The 17,200-nt window shown below is 72.1% G+C and carries 14 protein-coding genes and 1 pseudogene; 2 read left to right on the forward strand and 13 right to left on the reverse strand.

Annotated elements, in window-relative coordinates; genetic code table 11:
* Genes Q8A52_RS41155 through Q8A52_RS41180 form a run of 6 tightly spaced genes read right to left on the reverse strand, consistent with a single transcriptional unit; the run spans position 1 to position 8,611 of the window.
* Entirely contained in the window at positions 1–1,686 is a 1,686-nt protein-coding gene (locus Q8A52_RS41155) for a hypothetical protein (RefSeq protein WP_316761787.1), read from the reverse strand.
* The gene (locus Q8A52_RS41160) at positions 1,683–2,819 is read right to left on the reverse strand and encodes a protein phosphatase 2C domain-containing protein (protein ID WP_316761790.1); all 1,137 of its coding nucleotides are present in this window, start codon (positions 2,817–2,819) and stop codon (positions 1,683–1,685) included. Before Q8A52_RS41160 ends, Q8A52_RS41155 begins: the two co-directional genes overlap by 4 nt.
* A 1-nt stretch (position 2,820) precedes the next feature.
* A complete protein-coding gene (locus Q8A52_RS41165) occupies positions 2,821–3,501 on the reverse strand; it encodes a vWA domain-containing protein (RefSeq protein ID WP_316761793.1) in 681 nt (226 codons plus the stop codon).
* Between the two features lie 51 nt (positions 3,502–3,552).
* Positions 3,553–5,400, reverse strand: a complete 1,848-nt coding sequence (locus Q8A52_RS41170) for a vWA domain-containing protein (protein ID WP_316761796.1) — start codon at positions 5,398–5,400, stop codon at positions 3,553–3,555.
* The gene (locus Q8A52_RS41175; RefSeq protein WP_316761797.1) at positions 5,397–7,739 is read right to left on the reverse strand and encodes a hypothetical protein; all 2,343 of its coding nucleotides are present in this window, start codon (positions 7,737–7,739) and stop codon (positions 5,397–5,399) included. Before Q8A52_RS41175 ends, Q8A52_RS41170 begins: the two co-directional genes overlap by 4 nt.
* On the reverse strand, positions 7,736–8,611 hold the full coding sequence (locus Q8A52_RS41180) for a hypothetical protein (protein ID WP_316761800.1): 876 nt from the start codon (positions 8,609–8,611) through the stop codon (positions 7,736–7,738). Before Q8A52_RS41180 ends, Q8A52_RS41175 begins: the two co-directional genes overlap by 4 nt.
* A gap of 276 nt (positions 8,612–8,887) precedes the next feature.
* Here Q8A52_RS41180 and Q8A52_RS41185 point away from each other — a divergent pair, with 276 nt between their 5' ends.
* On the forward strand, positions 8,888–10,825 hold the full coding sequence (locus Q8A52_RS41185) for a beta-N-acetylglucosaminidase domain-containing protein (protein WP_316761802.1): 1,938 nt from the start codon (positions 8,888–8,890) through the stop codon (positions 10,823–10,825).
* 16 nt (positions 10,826–10,841) lie between these two features.
* Here Q8A52_RS41185 and Q8A52_RS41190 read toward each other — a convergent pair whose 3' ends face one another.
* The 3 genes and pseudogenes from Q8A52_RS41190 to Q8A52_RS41200 form a co-directional block, all read right to left on the reverse strand.
* Positions 10,842–11,504, reverse strand: a complete 663-nt coding sequence (locus tag Q8A52_RS41190; RefSeq protein WP_316761803.1) for an NADPH-dependent F420 reductase — start codon at positions 11,502–11,504, stop codon at positions 10,842–10,844.
* 218 nt (positions 11,505–11,722) lie between these two features.
* Positions 11,723–11,935, reverse strand: coding sequence for an EF-hand domain-containing protein (locus Q8A52_RS41195; protein ID WP_316761805.1), 213 nt, complete (start codon positions 11,933–11,935; stop codon positions 11,723–11,725).
* Positions 11,936–11,994: 59 nt separating this feature from the next.
* Positions 11,995–12,824: pseudogene (locus tag Q8A52_RS41200) on the reverse strand (helix-turn-helix domain-containing protein).
* A gap of 49 nt (positions 12,825–12,873) precedes the next feature.
* Here Q8A52_RS41200 and Q8A52_RS41205 point away from each other — a divergent pair.
* Positions 12,874–13,515, forward strand: a complete 642-nt coding sequence (locus Q8A52_RS41205; protein ID WP_316761806.1) for a GNAT family N-acetyltransferase — start codon at positions 12,874–12,876, stop codon at positions 13,513–13,515.
* A 20-nt stretch (positions 13,516–13,535) separates the two neighbouring features.
* Here Q8A52_RS41205 and Q8A52_RS41210 read toward each other — a convergent pair whose 3' ends face one another.
* The 4 genes from Q8A52_RS41210 to Q8A52_RS41225 all read right to left on the reverse strand — a co-directional run bounded on the left by Q8A52_RS41210 (position 13,536) and on the right by Q8A52_RS41225 (position 17,172).
* Positions 13,536–14,720, reverse strand: a complete 1,185-nt coding sequence (locus Q8A52_RS41210; RefSeq protein ID WP_316761808.1) for a YncE family protein — start codon at positions 14,718–14,720, stop codon at positions 13,536–13,538.
* A complete protein-coding gene (locus Q8A52_RS41215) occupies positions 14,720–15,517 on the reverse strand; it encodes a polysaccharide deacetylase family protein (RefSeq protein WP_316761811.1) in 798 nt (265 codons plus the stop codon). Before Q8A52_RS41215 ends, Q8A52_RS41210 begins: the two co-directional genes overlap by 1 nt.
* An 80-nt stretch (positions 15,518–15,597) precedes the next feature.
* Positions 15,598–16,101, reverse strand: a complete 504-nt coding sequence (locus tag Q8A52_RS41220) for an ATP-binding protein (RefSeq protein ID WP_316761813.1) — start codon at positions 16,099–16,101, stop codon at positions 15,598–15,600.
* Positions 16,102–16,404: 303 nt separating this feature from the next.
* Positions 16,405–17,172, reverse strand: a complete 768-nt coding sequence (locus Q8A52_RS41225) for an enoyl-CoA hydratase/isomerase family protein (protein WP_316761815.1) — start codon at positions 17,170–17,172, stop codon at positions 16,405–16,407.
* Between the last annotated feature and the right edge of the window lie 28 nt (positions 17,173–17,200).

Raw genomic sequence — 17,200 nt, forward strand, 5'->3', positions numbered from 1 at the left:
TCAGCAGGAGGTGTAACTCACCCCGTCCCTGGGCGCCTTGTAGATCCGATAGCCGTTCGAGTCGGTCAGCTGGTAGGTGATCGTCCACTGGTCACAGGTGTCGGACGGGCTTGAGGCGGGGCCGTATCCGGCGTCCTGATGGCTGGTGAAGTTCAAGGTGGCCAGCGTGTAGGTGCCGTCCGAGGACAGGTCGCTCAGCACGAAGTCGCTGTCCTGAGTGGTGGACATGACGTCCTTCCACTGGTTCCGGGCGGACGTGGAGCCGAGGTTCACCACCGAGGTGTTCGGGTCGTAGTGGCTCAGGGCCGTGTCGTAGTCGTGCTTGTTGATCGCGCCGAAGAAGCGTGCGAACAGGGCGGCCACGTCCTCGGCCTCGGGGTCGTCCGCGACCTGGGAGTAGTCGACGGTGGCTCCGGGGGCCGCGGCCCGGTCGGACGGGGTGTCCTCGCCGGCGTCCGGGGTGTTGACGCCGTCGTCCGAGTCACCGCTGGTGTGGATGTCATCGGTGGCCGTCGCCGAGGGCCCGCTCGAGGGCGGGGTCGCCGAGGCACCCGTGGAGTCCATGTGGGTCGCGGCGTAGCCGACGAGGCCGCCCACCAGGACCGCGCCCAGCAGCCAGCCGGCCACCCTGTTGCCCATCGAGCCGCTCTGGGCCGGGCGGCGGGTCTGCGGCTGCGTGGGAAAGGTGAACCCCTGGGGAGGGGACACCGGCTGCTGCTGGGACCGGTACGGGTTGACGGGCGTCGGGTTCGGGGCCGGCGGCCGAGTGGTGTGCGCCGTGGCGCGGCGCGTTCGTTTGACCCGGTTGTGCACCAGTTCCAGCGTGGTCAGCCACTCGGACATCGGCGGCCGTCGCTGTGGGTCGCGGTTCTGGCCGAGGCTGGCGAGCTGGGCGAGCTCGGTGGAGACGGCCCGCAGCGGGCCGAGGTCGGGACTGTCCTGGTCCCGGTTGAAGACCCGCGCGGCGAGCAGAGCGAACTTCCAGGAGTCGGAGGCGACCGTGGCCTTCTCCGGCTCCGGCACCTCCCAGCCGGTGGTCTCCACCTGCTTGAGCACGTTCTTGCCGGTGTAGCGCATCGAGTCGCAGTCGATGAACCGGCAGCGGGCCTGGCCCCGCAGGGTGAACAGCACGTTCTTCGGCGAGAGGTCGCCCACCGCCACCCCACGCCGGTGCAGCCAGTCGAGCGTGCGGGCCAGGTCGAGCAGGAGCTCCACGCGGTGCGCGTCGTCGACGTACAGGCCGACCCGGGTCATATAGCCGTCCGGGTTGAGCAGGAACTCCAGCGCCTGCAGCTTCACCTCGCCGCTCGGCATGCGCAGCTCGTAGTCCTGGGTCACGCGCCGCATCAGAAAGCCGACCACCCTGGTGCGCGGGTTCCGCGACGGGCGGGGGTCCGTCGGGGTGTCGCCCAGATACACCAGGGCGAGCGGCCAGGTCAGCCGCTCGTCCAGGAAGGCGCGGTCGGCCGGGGACAGCAGCCGGCGGAAGCAGACCATGTCGTACAGGACGTCGCTGTCGTACGCCTCCGTCGGCCGGTACTCCTTGTACGCCAGATACTCGCCGGCGAACTTGCCCGGCGGGTCGGGCACCCCGTACACGATGCCCTGGCCGCCGTCGCCCAGCTTGTGCCCGGTGTATCTGCCCAGCTTGTCCGGCAGTACCCAGGGCACCGTGACCCCGCTCATCGCGGACCCCCCGGCGCGCCCCCGCGCGGCCACAGGGCCACCAGCGTGCGGTCGTCGTCGAAGGTCTCCCGGTAGAAGTCGAGCAGATGGGCGAAGCCCAACGGCGGTACCGGGCGCTCCAGTTCACGGCAGAGCAGCTGGGCCACCACACCCCGCCCGTCGCCGACCGGGTCGCCGAATCCGTCCGTGCCGATCAGCAGCACGCCGGTGGGCTCCAGGACGTACTCGAACGGGACGACCTCGGCGGGAACGTACGGCATGGGCCGTACGGCGGAGGAGACCAGGCCGTCCGCCCCGACCGCCTTGCCGCCCTGGAGCGGATACAGACCCCGGTTCTTGATCAGCCACACCCCGGAGTCGCCGACCGACACCAGCGCCACCCGTACTCCCGCCGGGGTGGGCGTGGCCGCCCCGGCGACCAGGGTCGTGGCCAGCAGGTCGGCCGTCTCGTCGACGGTGGCGTCCTCCTGGTGCAGCAGCCGGCGGGCCTGCACACGGAGCTGCCAGTGGACGGTGCTCAGCAGCTTGGGCCAGTCGGTGACGAACCCGCCGCTCGCACGCACCTGGCCGAGCATCTCGTCGACCGCGCTGCGGCAGGCGAGCTGGGAGCCGATGTGCGGCTGGCGGGCGTCGGAGACACCGTCGGCGACGGCGAACACCACGGTGCGGGTGCGCTCGTCCCAGGCCGCCGCCGCGTCGTCCTCACGAGGCCGGCCCTCGGCCCGGTGGGCGTAGCCGCGCACCGAGGCGAGCCGCAGGTCGAGCGCGTCGGTGGACCAGCCGTCGCAGACGGTGTCGGGGCGGTACGACAGAGCGCCGATCGGCGGTTTCGGGTCGAACTCGGGAACGGCGCCGTCCACGCTGATCGTCTGCCATCCCTCGGCGAAGGCGTCGGACCGGGCGGCGGAAGCCGGCGCCGGGTCGGGGGGCTGGGGCGGCTGGGCGGGCTGTCCGACGGGCGGCCAGGGCCGGCCCGGCTGCCAGTCGTGGGAGTAGGAGCCCGCCGGCTCCGGCCGGTCGTAGGACTCGGCCGGCTGCTGCGGGTACAGGTCGGGAGCGGGGCGGGGAGGCGGCGGTACGGCCCGCTGCCCGTCCCGGTCGTCGTCGGGGTGCCGGTTGGGGAACCACGTCACGTCAGATCACATCGATCGCGACGGTGAAGCCTTCCGGCTTGTCGACCACCAGCTGCGGGGACGTCGAGCCCAGCGAACGGCCCGAGGAGATCACGCTCTTGGTGAGGGCGGTGCAGAACTTCGCGATGGCCCCGCCCACGTCGACGCCCTTGTTGGCGACGAACCCGAACTGCGGTTCCGTGGCCACCTGGTTGATGGTCTGCGCGTCGGCGTCCACGATGCCGCACGCGATGATGTTCGGCGCGCCGAGCGTGACCGAGCGGTCGGTGAGCCTGCGGTGGGCGTCCTGCCAGTCCTCGCCGTGGTTGGGCAGTCCGTCGCTGAGGAAGAACACCGCGGGCCGGTGCACCTGGTAGCCCTCGCTCTTGAGGGCGTTGACATCGCCCGGGATGCGGTTGATCAGGTCCTCGAAGGCAGCGAGGTAGCTGGTCATGCCGCGGGTGCGCAGCAGCGGGAACTCATTGGCGCTGCGCAGGTCGACCAGGTGGACCCGCTCGACCACGTCGTCCGAGAAGCCCAGGACCGAGAAGCGCACCTTGGCCGCGGCCATCGGCTCGCCGAGCAGCGCCTGGTGCAGTGAGCGCAGGCCGTCGTTGAGGTCGTCTATGTGCTCGGTCATCGAGCCCGACTCGTCGGCCAGGACGTAGATGGGGAGCAAGTGCCCCCGGTTGCTTTCCATCATCGTCTTTCCGTTCTTGCGTGGTGGGACTGACTGCGTGGGAGGTGGCGTGGGTCAGTAGGCGTCCTCGGCCCGCCGGAAGCCGTCGGGCGGGTTGACCGAGAACTGCGGGTCGCCGGAGGCCAGGCGCCGGGCGTAGCCGACGACGCTGTCGCGCAGGAACGCGGCACAGCTGTGGGCGGCCGACACGGCGTCCTGGTTCGGCGGTGCCATGAAGCCGAACTCGGGCCGGGTGGCGACGGCACGGACGGCGAAGGCGTCGGCCCGGCCCAGGCCGAGGGCGATCACATTCGGCGCGGCCGGGTTGCCGCCGGTGTCGGTCAGCCGCTCATGGGCCTCGCGCCAGCCGTTGCCCTCGTCGGGGACGCCGCCGGTGAGGAAGTACACGATCGGCCGCAGCACCTGGACGCCCTCGCCCTTGACGACGGCGACGTCCTGCCCGACCACGGTCTTCAGCAGCTGGAAGGCACTGCTGTACGACAGCCCCGGGCGGCCGGTGAGGATGGGCGTCCGGGTGCCGTGGGTGACGGTCTCCAGCTGGAGCCGCGGCTCGGCGGTGGCGGCCATGCCGAGGACGGACAGGCGTACGGACCTGGCGACCTCCGGTGCGCCGGAGAGCGCGGAGTGCAGGTCGTTCAGGCCCCGGTTGAGCTCCTGCAGGCTGTCGCGGTCGAGGGACTCGTCGAGCACCAGATAGATCAGGGCGGCGTAGGTGGGGACGGCGGGCCGTCCGGCGTACGGAGGAAGGGGGTCGCCCACGACGGTGGATCCGGGGCCTTGGACGGTTGACCCGGGGCCTTGGACGGTGAACCCGGGGCCTTGGCCCGCGGGACGAGACGGCGGCGGCTGGGCCTGGGTCTGTGTCTGGGCGGATCCGGCGGTGGACGCCGAGGGGAGCTGGGCGGCCGGGGCGTCCCAGGGCCGGGCGCCGGGCAGCTGCGGGGTGGTGGCGGCGGGGAGCTGGGTCGCGCCGCCGGTGGCGCGGCCGACCACGTCGGTCAGCAGTTGCCGCATCACCTCCAGGTCGCCCGCCTGGACCAGGTTCTTGTCGGCCATCGCCTGGAAGAGGGCCAGCGCGCGCTGGTTCTGCAGCTCGGCGGTGGCGAAGCGGGCCTCCTCCAGCTTGCGCAGCATGTCGAACGCGCCCGCGGCGTCCTCCGGATGCGTGTTCATGTACTGCCGGATCAGGCCCTCGCTGTCCATGGCGACATGCCTGAGGGCCTCGGCCTGCCGGGCGGCGGCCTCCATCCCCTGTTCCTGCTTCTTGGCCGCGATCTGGCCCTCGCGCAGCACATCGCCCATGTTGGGCACGTGTTCGGCCTGGCCCAGCGTCTCCCGGCGGCCCGCCTCGATCAGGGACTCCAGGTAGGCCTTGGACTTGGCGTCGGGCTGCACCGACACCTGGCAGCCGTATATGACCAGCCCTTCGGCGAGGGTCACCTGCTGCCCGCACCGCTGGCCGAGGTAGTGCTGGAGGCCGAAGGAGTCCTCGATGGCAAAGCGCTGTCCGGCGCCGTGGAACAGGCTGATGAGGTAGTTGTGCACCAGGGGCAGCGGGTTGTCGATGCCGGAGCGGACCAGGTTCTTGGCGCCGTCCCAGCCGTCGACGCGGAAGCCGAAGTCGACCTTCACCTCGAAGGCGTGCACGCCGTCCCGGGAGACCAGCGGGTTCCTGCCGAGGACGGCGCTGCGCCGGTAGCCGCGCAGGTCGACCTCGTAGCGGGTGCGGTACTTGGAGAAGACCTGCTGCGAGGGGGTCATCGGGCGGCCCTCGAAGCACTCCACCTCGCCCGAGGCGGTGGCGTACACGACCGCCAGGTGCGGCTGGGTCGCCTTGGTGGGCCCCACCGCCATGCGGGGCACCGGACTCCGGTTGACGATCAATGAGACCGGCTCGGTCACCGGCCACCTCCTGGCTGAGTGGGTCTGGCGGGTGGGGCGCCTCGCAGGCGGGCGCCGAGGACCATGGCGGAGCGGGGCAGCGGACGGAAACGGTCGCGGTCGGTCCAGTGCCGGGCGTAGCGCTCCAGGAGCATTCCGGCCCGGGGACTGCGCGCCGCCACGTCCTCCACGAGGGTGCGGACCAGGTCGTCGAGGAGCTGGGGGTCGGCCTCGGCCTGGGCGGCCCAGGCCTCCAGCACGGTCCCGGCCTGGTCGGCGAAGAGTTCGCCGCTGATCACCTCGGACCACAGATAGCCGAGCAGGCGTCGCAGTTCGCCGCCGGGCGGGGTCTGTGCGGCCAGCCGCAGCAGGGTGGGGCGGCTGCGCGGAGGGGCGCCGCCCGCCGCCGGCTCGTCGGTGGCCAGGGCGTCGGCGAGGATGAGGAACGCGAGGTGGCCGGAGGGGCGGCTGGCGGGCTCGTGCGACATCTCGGCGATGGCGCGCAGCACCACGGGGGCGTGGGCGTCGACGTCCTCCTCCATCAGGTCGGCGAAGGCGTCGCCGACCTCGATGGCGACCTGGATGTGGTCGACGGTGCCGAGCCGGGTGAGGGTCTGTACGGCCGTCGGGAGGTCGGCGCCGCCGAGGCACAGGCCGTACGCGCGGGCGGCCGCGGCCTGGAACTGCCAGGTGCCGCTCATGTACCAGCCGTCGACGAGGTTGCGCACGCCGGTGCGCAGCGCGGGGTCGCGGGCACATACGCGCAGGGCATAGGCGACGGCCTCGCGGCGCAGCGAGCCGGCGTCCTCGTCCATGACCCAGCCGGGGAAGATCTGGGTGGCGATGTGATCGAAGGACTCGGTGGCGATCAGGCCGAGCGCGGTACCGGTGAAGCTGCGCACCTGTTGCGAGGGCCGGTCAACCAACTCGCCGAGCCAGGCGATGAGTTCCTGCTGGATGCGGTACTCGGACCAGACGTGCCGGATGATCCGCGCCGGGTAGTCGAGGTTGCGGTACTCGGCGACGGTGCACGGCAGCCAGCCGAAGTCGCCCCGGGTGACGGCGGAGTAGGTGCGCGCCCGGAGTTTCTCGGCGAACTGCCGGCGGGACTGGCTGAAGGGGTCCTGGCGCAGCGGTACGGGTCCTTGCTCGACGCTGGCGGCGAGGACGCCGCGGTCGCTGCGGAACCGGTTGAGAAGCGAGCTCGCGGCCAGGGACACGTACTCCTGGGGCAGTCCGCCGAGGACGGCGAGGGCGATGGCCTGGGTGCGCAGCCCCATGTCGCCGAGTCCCTCGAACCACTCCTCGGGGCCCTCCCCGCCGGTCTGTTCCATGCGGGAGCGGATCCGCCGCGGGTCGACGGCGCCGGCGCGGTGCTCCTGTTCGAGGATCCAGGCCAGCTGGGCGGCGATCCGGCAGGCGGCGCCCTGGTCCAGCAGTTCGGTGGCGAGTTCGGTGACGCCGTCCGCGGCGAGGACGAGTTCGGCCTGCGATTCGCCGATCCGGTGGGAGAGATGGGCGGCGAGGACGGCGTCCAGCCCCTCGGGCGGGGCGATGCGCTGCACGTACTCGCCGAGGTCGCGGTCGAGTTCGGCCTCCGGCCCCGCTGTCACCACGACATGGGCGTCGGCGTCCCGCAGGAGGCTCTCCAGGCCGGCCAGCTGGGGGCCGCGCAGCAGGCCGAGGTCGACGGGCCGGTCCAGCAGCAGGCCGGCGCCGGAGATCTGTCTGAGGTCGGTCAGCCGGGTCAGTTCGGCCACCGAGTCGATCAGATAGAAGGCCTTGGCCTGGGCGGATATCAGCAGGCGCACGGCGGCCGCGGTCTTGCCCGCGCCGCCGGGACCGCGCAGCACCACCGAGCGGCGCTGCCAGGCGTCGACGACGACGTCGTCCCAGCGGGGCGGGGCCCGGAAGGTGTGCTGGACGGCTTCCACGTCCGCGGCGGCCAGGGTGCGCAGCACGACACGGTGTTCGCCCCCGGCATGGATGACGATCTTGTCACCCTCGACCCGGTCGCCGCCGATGTGGGTCCAGGCGGTGCGCAGCAGCCCGGCGCGCAGACTTCCCTGTCCGGTACGGGCGGTGGCCTGGCTGGCGCTGTCGCTGCCGCCGACCGTGTTGTCGGGGGCCGGCGGTTGTGGTGCGCCACCCGGCTGGGGCGTTCCGCCGTCCGCGCCGCCTGCGGTGCCGGACGGTGGCGAGCCGCTGTTGCCGCCGCTGCCCCCGGCGCCGCCCTGCGCGGGTGTGCCGCCGCCGGGTGGCGGTGCTCCCTGCGGGGGCGGCGCCCCTCCCCCGGTGGGCGCCGTCGTCGTGGGCGTGGGGGCGGCGGCCGGGGCCCCGCCGGCGGGCGGTGTGGTCATGAGCCGTCCGCCGAGGTGCCGCGGTGGGGCACGTCGTGGGAGCCGTGGTGGTGCTCGATCTTGTTGCCGTTCACATAGTCACCGCCCACGGCCATCGCCCCGTCCCCCACGACGACCTGAGCGTTCGTCACGTCCTGGATGCGGAGCGAGGGCGGCAGGACCGGGCTCCCCGGTTCGGTCCCACCGCCCGCTCCTCCCGCGGTACCGCCCGTGCCGGGGTCCGCCCCCGGTCTCGTGCTGTCACGCGGCGGCTCCCCCGAGTCCGCGGGAAGTCCCGGTGGCGCCGGATAGCCGGGTACGGTGACCCAGCCCCGGCGCGGTTCGCCGTGCTTGGTGACGAAGTCGGCGGGCAGATACGCCGCCGGGTCGATGCCCGGGTAGCGGCCCAGCACCACCTTGCGGTGGATCTCCTCGGAGACGACCACCACCAGATGGGCCCGGCCGGCCCGGGCCAGCACCTGCTTGACGGGGCCGGCGTCGACCAGCCGGGAGAGGTCGTTGACGGCGTTGCTGGTCCACCGCTCACCACGGCGGCTGACCAGCCCCTGCTCGAACCCGACCCGCAGCCGCATCCGGTGGTCGTGGTTGTAGGTGGCCCGGTGGTGGACCAGCGCGTCCTCCAGGCCCCGTACCAACTCCCTGAGCAGCAGGGTGGGTTTGGTGTCCGGCGGGGCCAGCAGCAGCATGCCGTCCCCGCGGTCCTGCACCTCGCATCCGTCCAGGCCGAGCCCGGCCCGCCGTAACCCGAACTCGACCACGTGGTACAGGTCGTCGTGCAGGGTCGCCTGGGTGGTCTCCGCGCGCAGACTGAAGTCCTCGATGTCGAGGAGCACGATCCAGTGGCTCTGCGGATCTTCCGGAACCACCACCATGTGCGACCTCCCCGTGCCTGTAGCAGGGGCCGCGTCCGCCCCACGCATATCTGGATAGAACCTGCTGTCGGCAGTGTCTACGCCAACTGGCGCACAGTGCCCTCTTGCCGACGTCTTCGCCGCCGTTTCCGACGGAACGTCACACGGCTGCGCAACATGCCTCGACGACGTTCACGTAACCCCCCGAACGGAAACTGGCGTTCCGTCATAATCAATGCGACAGATGGTAGTTGACTGCCTACCGCACGCGCAGACGGATGGTGGAGGGGGCCCCGGGTGCGCCAGTTCCGCGTCCCGCCGCAGCTGCTGATCGGCTTCGTCCTCGGGCTGGTGGTCGTGGTGTTCGCCCGCTCCTGCGGGGACGGCCCCGGCGGCCCGGACGGCGCCGAGGCGGCGGCCCCCTCGGCGGCCGACGGCAAGGCGCGGACCACCCGCGCCGGGAGTGCTCCGCCGGATGTGCCCGCCCTGTGGCCCGCGCCGCGCAGCGTGCGCCGTGACGCGGGTTCGGTGCGGATCGGGCGCAGTGTGGCCGTGCGCGCGGACGCGGGGACGGACGCGGCCACCCTGGACGCCGTCACCCGGGCGCTGCGCGCGGGCGGTGCGGGAGAGATACGCCTGGGGGACGCGCCGAAGTCCGGCGAGCTGCTGGTCACGCTGGCGTCGGGCGGCACGTCGACCGCCCTGGATCCGCTGCGTGCCGCCCCGCCCACGGGTCTCGCCGCGGGCGGCTACGTGCTCGCCGTCGGCACCGACCACGGGCAGCCCCGGGCCGTCCTCGCCGGGGTCGATCCGGACGGTGCCTTCCACGCCGCGCAGACCCTCGCCCAGCTGGTGCGTCCCGTCGGCTCCCGGGCCGCCCGCACCTCGCTGCCCGCCGTCCGCATCCGGGACTGGCCGGCCACCGCCGCCCGCGGGATCGTCGAGGGCTTCTACGGCACACCCTGGTCCCGGCAGGAACGCCTGGAGCAACTGGACTTCGCGGCACGCTGGAAGCTCGACACGTACATGTACAGCCCGAAGGACGACCCCTATCTGCGCAGCCGCTGGCGCGACCCGTACCCCGGGGCCCGGCTCGCCGAACTGCGCGCCGTGGCCGGGCGGGCCGCGGCCGACCACGTCTCCTTCGTGTACGCGCTCTCCCCCGGCCCTTCCATCTGCTACTCCTCGGCCTCGGACATCGCCGCGCTGGTGCGCAAGTTCCGGCAGTTGTGGGACGGCGCCGGGGTGCGGGCCTTCGCCGTGCCGCTCGACGACATCGAGATCGACCGCTGGAACTGCGCGCGCGACGCCGCCGTGTACGGCAGCGGGCGGGGCGCGGTCGGGCGGGCGCAGGCGGATCTGCTGAACAGGGTGCAGCGCGAGTTCCTCGACCCCCGCACCGGTGCCGCTGCGTTGATCACCGTGCCCACCGAGTACGACGGGGCGCGGGCGAGCACGTACAAGACCGCGCTGGCCGGGCGCCTGGACCGGGACGTCCGGGTCATGTGGACCGGGCCGCTGGTCGTCTCGCCCGCGCTGCGCACCGAGCAGGCCCGCGAGGCCGCGCGGCTGTACGGGCACCCGCTGCTGGTGTGGGACAACTACCCGGTCAACGACTACACGGCGGACCATCTGCTGCTCGGCCCCTACACGGGCCGCGAGGACAGCCTGCCCGGCACGGTCGCGGGCCTCCTGGCCAATCCGATGAACCAGGCCGCCGCCTCCGACCCGGCGCTGTTCTCGATGGCCGCCTACGCCTGGAACCCCACCGCGTACCGGCCGGCCGCGGCACTCGACGCGGGCCTGTCCGCGCTGGCCGGCGGCGACCGGCGGGCGCTCACCGCCCTGCGCGCCTTTGCCGACGTCAACCGCGCCTCCCGGCTGAACACCGCACAGGCACCGCAGCTCGCGACGCTGACGGCGGCCTACTGGCGGGGCGGACCGAAGGCCGAACCGGCCCTGCGGGAGCGGCTCACCGTGCTGGCCGGGGTACCGGACGCGGTCCCCGCGTCCCTGCGCACGTCGGCCGCTCCCTGGCTGGCGTCCACCCGGGACTGGGCCCGCGCCGCCCTCGCCGCCCTCGACCTGCGGGACGGCAAGGGGACGCGGGCCCGGGTCCGGTCGCTGCGCACGGCGGCGCGCTCCCACACGATCGTCGACTGGCAGGGGCGCACCCGTGCGGTCGAGGTGGGGGCCGGGGTCCTGGACACGTTCGTGGCAAGGGCGCTCGGTTGAGGACCGGACCCCGCCCTTACCCCCGGAAGTCCGCCGACCTGTCCTTCGACGCCTTCGCCAGCGCCTCGGTCACCCCGTCGACGCCCGTGCGCAGGCCGTACACCGGGGTGCCGGGCTGCTGGCGCCAGGAGTCGTCGATACCGCCCGCGTCCACCGTGTCGAAGCCGAGCTCGTCGATCAGGTCGCGTACGACCCGCTTGGCGGCCTCGTCGTCGCCGGCCACCGGGAGGGCCAGCCGGTCGGGGTCACCGGCCGGACGGGGGCGCTCCAGGATGTCCTGGGCGTAGGTGCCGTTGAAGGCCTTGATCACGGAGTGCCCGATGTGCCGCTCGCTCCAGCGGCTCTCGGTGAGGCCCTCGTCCTCGATCCCCGCGATCCTGCCGTCGCGCTGCTGGGGGTAGTAGTTGCCGGTGTCGATCACGGCGACGCCTTCGGCCGCGCCGTCCAGCAGTCCGGACGGAAGGTTCGGAACCGCCTTCAGCGGGACCGTGACCACGACGACCTGCGCGCCGCGCGCCGCCTCCTCGACCGGGACGGGGGTCGCGCCCGTCTCCTCGGCGAGTCCGGTGAGCGTGTGCGGGCCACGGGAGTTGGCGACCGAGACGTCGTGACCGAGGGTGGTGAGCCGCCGGGTGAGGTTGCCGCCGATGTTGCCCGCGCCGATGATGCCGATCTTCATGACAGGCCCTTCCGGGAGGAATACGGATGAATATGAATGAATGCGGATGAATACAATCGATGCACATGCATACGTCTGGCGTCCGCATCAACCCCGGGGCTCCGTGGACTATTCCGGCGGCTGCGGCAACGGGGTGACCGCGCTCGGACCCGCGGTTGCCGCCGGGTACGCGAAAGGGGGCACCCGAACCGGGTGCCCCCTTCCTTCTCTTCCGCGCGTTACTTGTTCAGGTAGGCCCAGAACTCGTCGAACGACAGGACCTTGTCGCCATTCAGGTCGCGGGTCTTGATGATGGCCTCGGCCACCGTCTCGGTGACGTTCCAGTCACCCTCCTGAGCCAGGGCGGACTTGAACTCGGCGGCGGTGATGAAACCGTCACCGTCCGCATCGATCCGCTGGAACTGCTTGCGTGCTTCCTCGATGTCCGCCACCGATCCGCCCCTTTTTGTCGCGTTTTCTAGGTCGTACAGGCGTACTGCCGCAGGTCAGACTAACGGCCCGGGCGAAACTCCAGTGCGGCGACCACCCAGGCGAAGTCCTCCTCGTGGGCGGGCTGGGCCGTCCCCCTTGAGAATGCCGAGCAGGTCCCGCAGTACCGGCTCGGCCTCCGGCGACTCCGGGGCGATGCCACCCCCGGGCCCGCCCCACCAGCTCGACGAGCCGCTTGAAGAACCACATCGACGCCCCGGCACGCGAGTCGTGGCCCCGGTCGGCGGCGTTGAACTCGGCCGCGCCGCGCATCAGCGCCCGGAACTCGGGGTCCTGGATCAGCTCGGCCGGCTCCACCCAGGCGCCGACCTGCTCCGGCGTCGGATCGTCCGGCAGCGAGACCGTGGTGTTCCACATCCGTTCGCGGATGTCCGGGTACGCCGTGTCCAGTCCGTGGAACATCTCGTCCACGAACTCCTCCAGGATCCGCCTCCGCTCCGCCGCCGACAGCCGCGCCGGCTTGTTCATCAGGGTCGTCTCCGCTGCGGTCGAACCGCGTCGCGCCACGGTCGACAGCACCGCACGGGTCAGCCTCAGCGAACTGAACTGTGCGTCCAGCGCGATCACATGCGCGGCCGCCACCTGCGCCACCGTCGTCTCGCCCGCCGGCACCGCGCGCACGTCGTCCAGGCCGAGGCCCAGCTCGCGCAGGTTGCGGATCAGCTCCAGGCGGGCGACGGACTCGGCGTCGTACTGGCGATAGCAGCCCGCGGAGCGGGCCACGGGGGACAGCACCCCCTCGTCGGACCAGTACCGGATGGTGCGGACCGTGAGTCCGGTGCTCCGGGCCGGCTCGCCGGTGGTGAAAAGCCCGGTGCCGTCGTCGATCACGTCTGCGAGTCTGGGGCTTCCAGCCGGTGGAGACTCAAGGGGTGCGGTCGTGGCGAAGACCCTGCGGGACATTCTCGACGCGGCCGCGCGCGGTGTCTTCCCGCCGGACGACGGCGGTACGACGGTCGTGCCCCAGCACACGCACCGGGACGCCGGGGTCATCGCCTTCACGGCACACTCGGTCGTCTTCACGGACGAGGATCCGAGGTGGGTGCGCGAGACACTGCGGGCGGTGGCGGTCGACTGCGACGCGCTCGCCGCGACGATGAACGCGCGGTTCCTCACGGCCTTCATGGAGCGCACGGGCCGTACGGCCGACACCATCGACGCCCTCGTGGTGGCCTCGCCCCTGCCGGTCCGGCCGCCGCTCCCGCTCACGGAGATCGTCGACCCCGGCCATCCACGCGCCGTGCGGGCGCGGGCGCACCGTGACGACGTGCGGCTGTGGGAGGCGGACGGCGGTGTGGTTCTCCTGGGACGCGGGGTCGCGGGGCGGCTGGAGGTGGCGGTCGAGGTGGACGAGGGGGTACGGCACCGGGGGCTGGGACGCCGGCTGGTGACGGCCGCCCGGCACCTCGCCGAGGAGCCGGTGTGGGCTCAGGTCTCCCCGGGAAACGCCCGCAGCCTGCGGGCGTTCCAGGCGGCCGGATACCTGCCGGTGGGGGCGGAGGCGCTGCTCCTCGCCCCCTGACGACCGGCTGGCGACCGGACCTAGCGGAAGATGCCGGTGTGGCCCAGCGAATAGCGCCCCGGCTGCGGATAGACGGCGAGACCGTGCGGGCCGCTGCCGACCTTGATACGGGCCAGTTCGGCCCCGGTGCCGGTGTCGATGGCGTAGACCTCGGAGTTGTATCGGCCGGACAGCCACAGGACCTTGCCGTCGGCCGAGACGCCGCCCATGTCGGGGCTGCCGCCGCCCGGCAGGTGCCACTTCTTGGTGAGCCCGTTCTGGGTGAAGTCGAAGATGGAGATGGTGCCCTCGCCCCGGTTGGAGATGTACATCTCGCGGGAGTCGCGGCTGACGTACAGGCCGTGGGCCCCCTTGCCGGTGGGGAGGAGGGAGGGCCTGGTGAACCTGTCGCCGTCCAGGATCCACACGCCGTCGGCCATCATGTCGGCGATGTAGAACCTCTTGCCGTCGGGCGACACCTTGACGTCCTGCGGCATCGCGCCCTGGAACGGCAGCGTCTCCTGGCCGATCACCTTCATCCTCGCGGTGTCGACCTTGAGCAGCTCGCCGCTGAACTCGCAGGAGACGATGAAGTAGCGCCCGTCGAGGGAGAAGTCGGCGTGGTTGACGCCGTAACAGCTGACGGGCACGGTCTTCACGCGCTTCATGGTGTGCGCGTCACGGAAGACGAGTTCGCGGTCGAGGGAGGCCATGACGACGGCGTACTTGCCGTCGGGCGTGAAGTAGAGGTTGTACGGGTCGTGGACGGAGACCGTCCTGCCCGCCTTCCCGGTCCTCGGGTCGATGGGGGTGAGGGTGTTGCCCCTGTCGTTGTTGACCCACAGCGTCTTCAGGTCCCAGGAGGGCACGACGTGCTGGGGCTGCCAGCCGACCGGGATCGTCTCGATGACGCGGTACGTGTTCGGATCGATCACGGAGACGGTGTTGGAGTTGGTGTTGGGGACGTAGACCCGGGACGGGAAGTCCTTCACCGCCGGGGAGAACTGGTTGGGGCGGTCGGCGGCGTAGACGTCGGTGGGGTCGAGCACGGGCGGCATCCCGGGCAGTCCGTCGACCAGTTGCTTCTTCTGGGGCGGTACGGGCGCCCTGCTGCCGAGGGCCTCGTTCTCACGGTGCTCGGACCCGCTGCTGCACGCGGGCAGCAGCGTCAGGGCGGCGAGGGCGGCGCCGGCGGCCAGGACGCGGACGGCTTTGGTGGGACGCATCAGCTCAGCAGCTCCGTGGTGGTGACCGCGTGCAGTCCGCGGCTGTCGAGTTCTTGGAGTACGGCGGGAAGGGCGGCGACCGTGTCCGGGTATCCGAAGTGCATGCTCACCACGGACCCGTTCCGGACCTCCGCCAGGACCTTCCGGGTGACGGCGGGGGCGCCCGGCCGGGTGTAGTCGAGTGAGTCGACGTCGTACGACAGCACATGGGGGTAGCCCGCGGCGCGGGCCAGCCGGACAACGAGCGGGGAGGCGGTCGGGGCACGGGAGGGGCGGAACCAGGTGCCGATCGAACCGGTGAGCCGGCTCAGCCGGTCCGCGCACTCGGTGATCTCGGCGCGGGCACCGGCCTCCGACATGGTGTTGACGGCCGCGTGCCGCTGGGTGTGGTTGCCCAGGTCGTGGCCGCCGTCGAGGATCCGGCGGGCGATGTCCGGTTGCTCGTCCAGCCAGGTGCCCACGGCGAGCACGGTGATCCGGGCGCCGTGCCGCTCGGCCTCGGTGAGCAGGGCGTGGGCCAGCGCGGGGTCGCCCTGGCCGTGGAAGGTGAGCGCGACGCGCGGGTGGTCGCGGGGGCCGTGGATGATCTGCGCGGGCTGCCGGGGGAAGGCGCGCGGGGCGGGGGCGGCGAGGGGGGCGGGTTTCGCGGGGGTGCGCGAGGGCGTGGCTCGCGCGGGGGTGGGCTGCGCGACGGAGCCGGTGGCGGATGAGCATCCGCCGGCGAGGGCGCCCCCGGCGACGAGCCCGGCCCCCGCCCGCAACGCCCCGCGGCGGTCGGTCGTGGTCACCCGCACCATTTAAGGGCGATTGGGTAAGAAAACGGCCGATTGACCCGATGGGTGGATCCGTACGGGTCGTCACCTCCGCGAACGCCCGCTCAGCGGTCGGCGACCCTCATCTCGAACCAGGTCGTCTTGCCCCGGGGCAGCAGATCGACGCCCCATCGGTCGGCCAGCTTGTCCACCAGGAACAGCCCCCGGCCGCTGATGTCCAGCTCCTGAACCGGCATCAGACAGGGCAGCCCGCGGGAGGGGTCGCGGACCTCGACCCGGATCCAGCCGCGGCGGCGGCGCATACGGAGTCCGAAGACGCGGGCGCCGGTGTGCCGTACGGCGTTGCCGACGAGTTCGGAGACGAGCAGGACCGCGTCCTCCGTCATCTTCGGGGTGAGTCCCCACTGGCGCAGAACGACGACCTGGGCGAGCCGGCGCGCGGTGGCCGCGGACTCGGGCCGGGACGGCAGGGGGACTTCGGCCTCCGTCGGATTGCCGAACAGTTCCAGTGCCTTGAGTGCCCGTTCGTCCTCGACCGCGGGCGACCAGCGCGCCGCGGCCGCACGGCTGTGTCCCCGCGGCTGTTCGATGCCCTCCAGCCCCGCCATGCCCCCCATCATGGCCGCCCAGAGCGCCCGCCGTGGGCGTTCCTGAGGAATACGCCCCCCGGAAACCCCTGTTCCAGGCCATCCGGTCGGCATATGCCGGTGGCATTTCGGCGCCGACGGCGGCCCGCTCGACCTGCGGAGACGGTCCGAATCCGGGCATGGGACGGGCCGCCTCGACAAGGCAGGCTTAAGGTTGCCTTAAGGCTTCCATAAACCGCCCCATCGAGGGACCCGGGTGAGACATCACGTCAATTGCAAGGGGTTCCGTGGAAAACCTGGCGAAGTACGGGAACCCGGGGGAACTCAGAGGAACTTGGCCTTGCCGGGCCCTTCCTCCACAAAGCTCTTCATGCCCCGCTCGCGGTCCTCCGTGGCGAACAGCCCCGCGAACCAGTTCCGTTCGACGGCGAGGCCGGTGTCGAGGTCCGTCTCCACTCCCGTGTCGATCGACTCCTTCGCCGCGCGCAGCGCGATCGCCGGCCCCTGCGCCAGCCTGGCCGCCCAGGCATGCGCCTCGGTGTACACGTCGGCGGCCGGGACGACCCGGTCCACCATGCCGATCGCCAGGGCCTCGTCGGCCTTCGCCATCCGGCCCGTGAAGATCAGGTCCTTGGCCTTGGAGGGACCGACGAGACGGGGCAGCCGCTGGGTGCCGCCCGCGCCCGGGATGAGGCCGAGCAGGATCTCCGGCTGGCCCAGCTTGGCGTTGTCGGCGGCGATGCGGTAGTCGGCACACAGGGCCAGTTCGCAGCCCCCGCCCAGCGCGTAGCCGGTGACGGCGGCGACGACCGGCTTGGGGATGCGGGCCACGGCGGTGAAGGAGTCCTGCAGGGCGCGGGCGCGCAGGACCATCGCGGTGTGGTCCATGGCCTGCATCTCCTTGATGTCCGCGCCCGCCGCGAACACCTTCTCACCGCCGTAGATCACCACGGCGCGCACGTCGTCGCGCCGCGTGGCCTCCTCGGCCAGTTCCTTGAGCCGGTCCTGGGTGGCGACGTCCAGCGCGTTCATGGGCGGCCGGTCCAGGCGCAGCGTACCGACGCCTTCGGCGACTTCGAGAGAGACGGTCATGCAGAGCAGGTTAACGGGCACTAACGAA

The organism is Streptomyces herbicida, from assembly GCF_032656585.1.
Classification (GTDB): Bacteria; Actinomycetota; Actinomycetes; order Streptomycetales; family Streptomycetaceae; genus Streptomyces; species Streptomyces herbicida.

What these genes read in the sequence shown, in the direction of transcription:
- Q8A52_RS41155 (WP_316761787.1), bottom strand. Translation starts at nt 1,686, where the DNA reads ATGAGCGGGGTCACGGTGCCCTGGGTACTGCCGGACAAGCTGGGCAGA.
- Q8A52_RS41165 (WP_316761793.1), bottom strand. Translation starts at nt 3,501, where the DNA reads ATGATGGAAAGCAACCGGGGGCACTTGCTCCCCATCTACGTCCTGGCC.
- Q8A52_RS41175 (WP_316761797.1), bottom strand. Translation starts at nt 7,739, where the DNA reads ATGACCACACCGCCCGCCGGCGGGGCCCCGGCCGCCGCCCCCACGCCC.
- Q8A52_RS41180 (WP_316761800.1), bottom strand. Translation starts at nt 8,611, where the DNA reads ATGGTGGTGGTTCCGGAAGATCCGCAGAGCCACTGGATCGTGCTCCTC.
- Q8A52_RS41190 (WP_316761803.1), bottom strand. Translation starts at nt 11,504, where the DNA reads ATGAAGATCGGCATCATCGGCGCGGGCAACATCGGCGGCAACCTCACC.
- Q8A52_RS41210 (WP_316761808.1), bottom strand. Translation starts at nt 14,720, where the DNA reads ATGCGTCCCACCAAAGCCGTCCGCGTCCTGGCCGCCGGCGCCGCCCTC.
- Q8A52_RS41215 (WP_316761811.1), bottom strand. Translation starts at nt 15,517, where the DNA reads ATGGTGCGGGTGACCACGACCGACCGCCGCGGGGCGTTGCGGGCGGGG.
- Q8A52_RS41220 (WP_316761813.1), bottom strand. Translation starts at nt 16,101, where the DNA reads ATGGCGGGGCTGGAGGGCATCGAACAGCCGCGGGGACACAGCCGTGCG.
- Q8A52_RS41225 (WP_316761815.1), bottom strand. Translation starts at nt 17,172, where the DNA reads ATGACCGTCTCTCTCGAAGTCGCCGAAGGCGTCGGTACGCTGCGCCTG.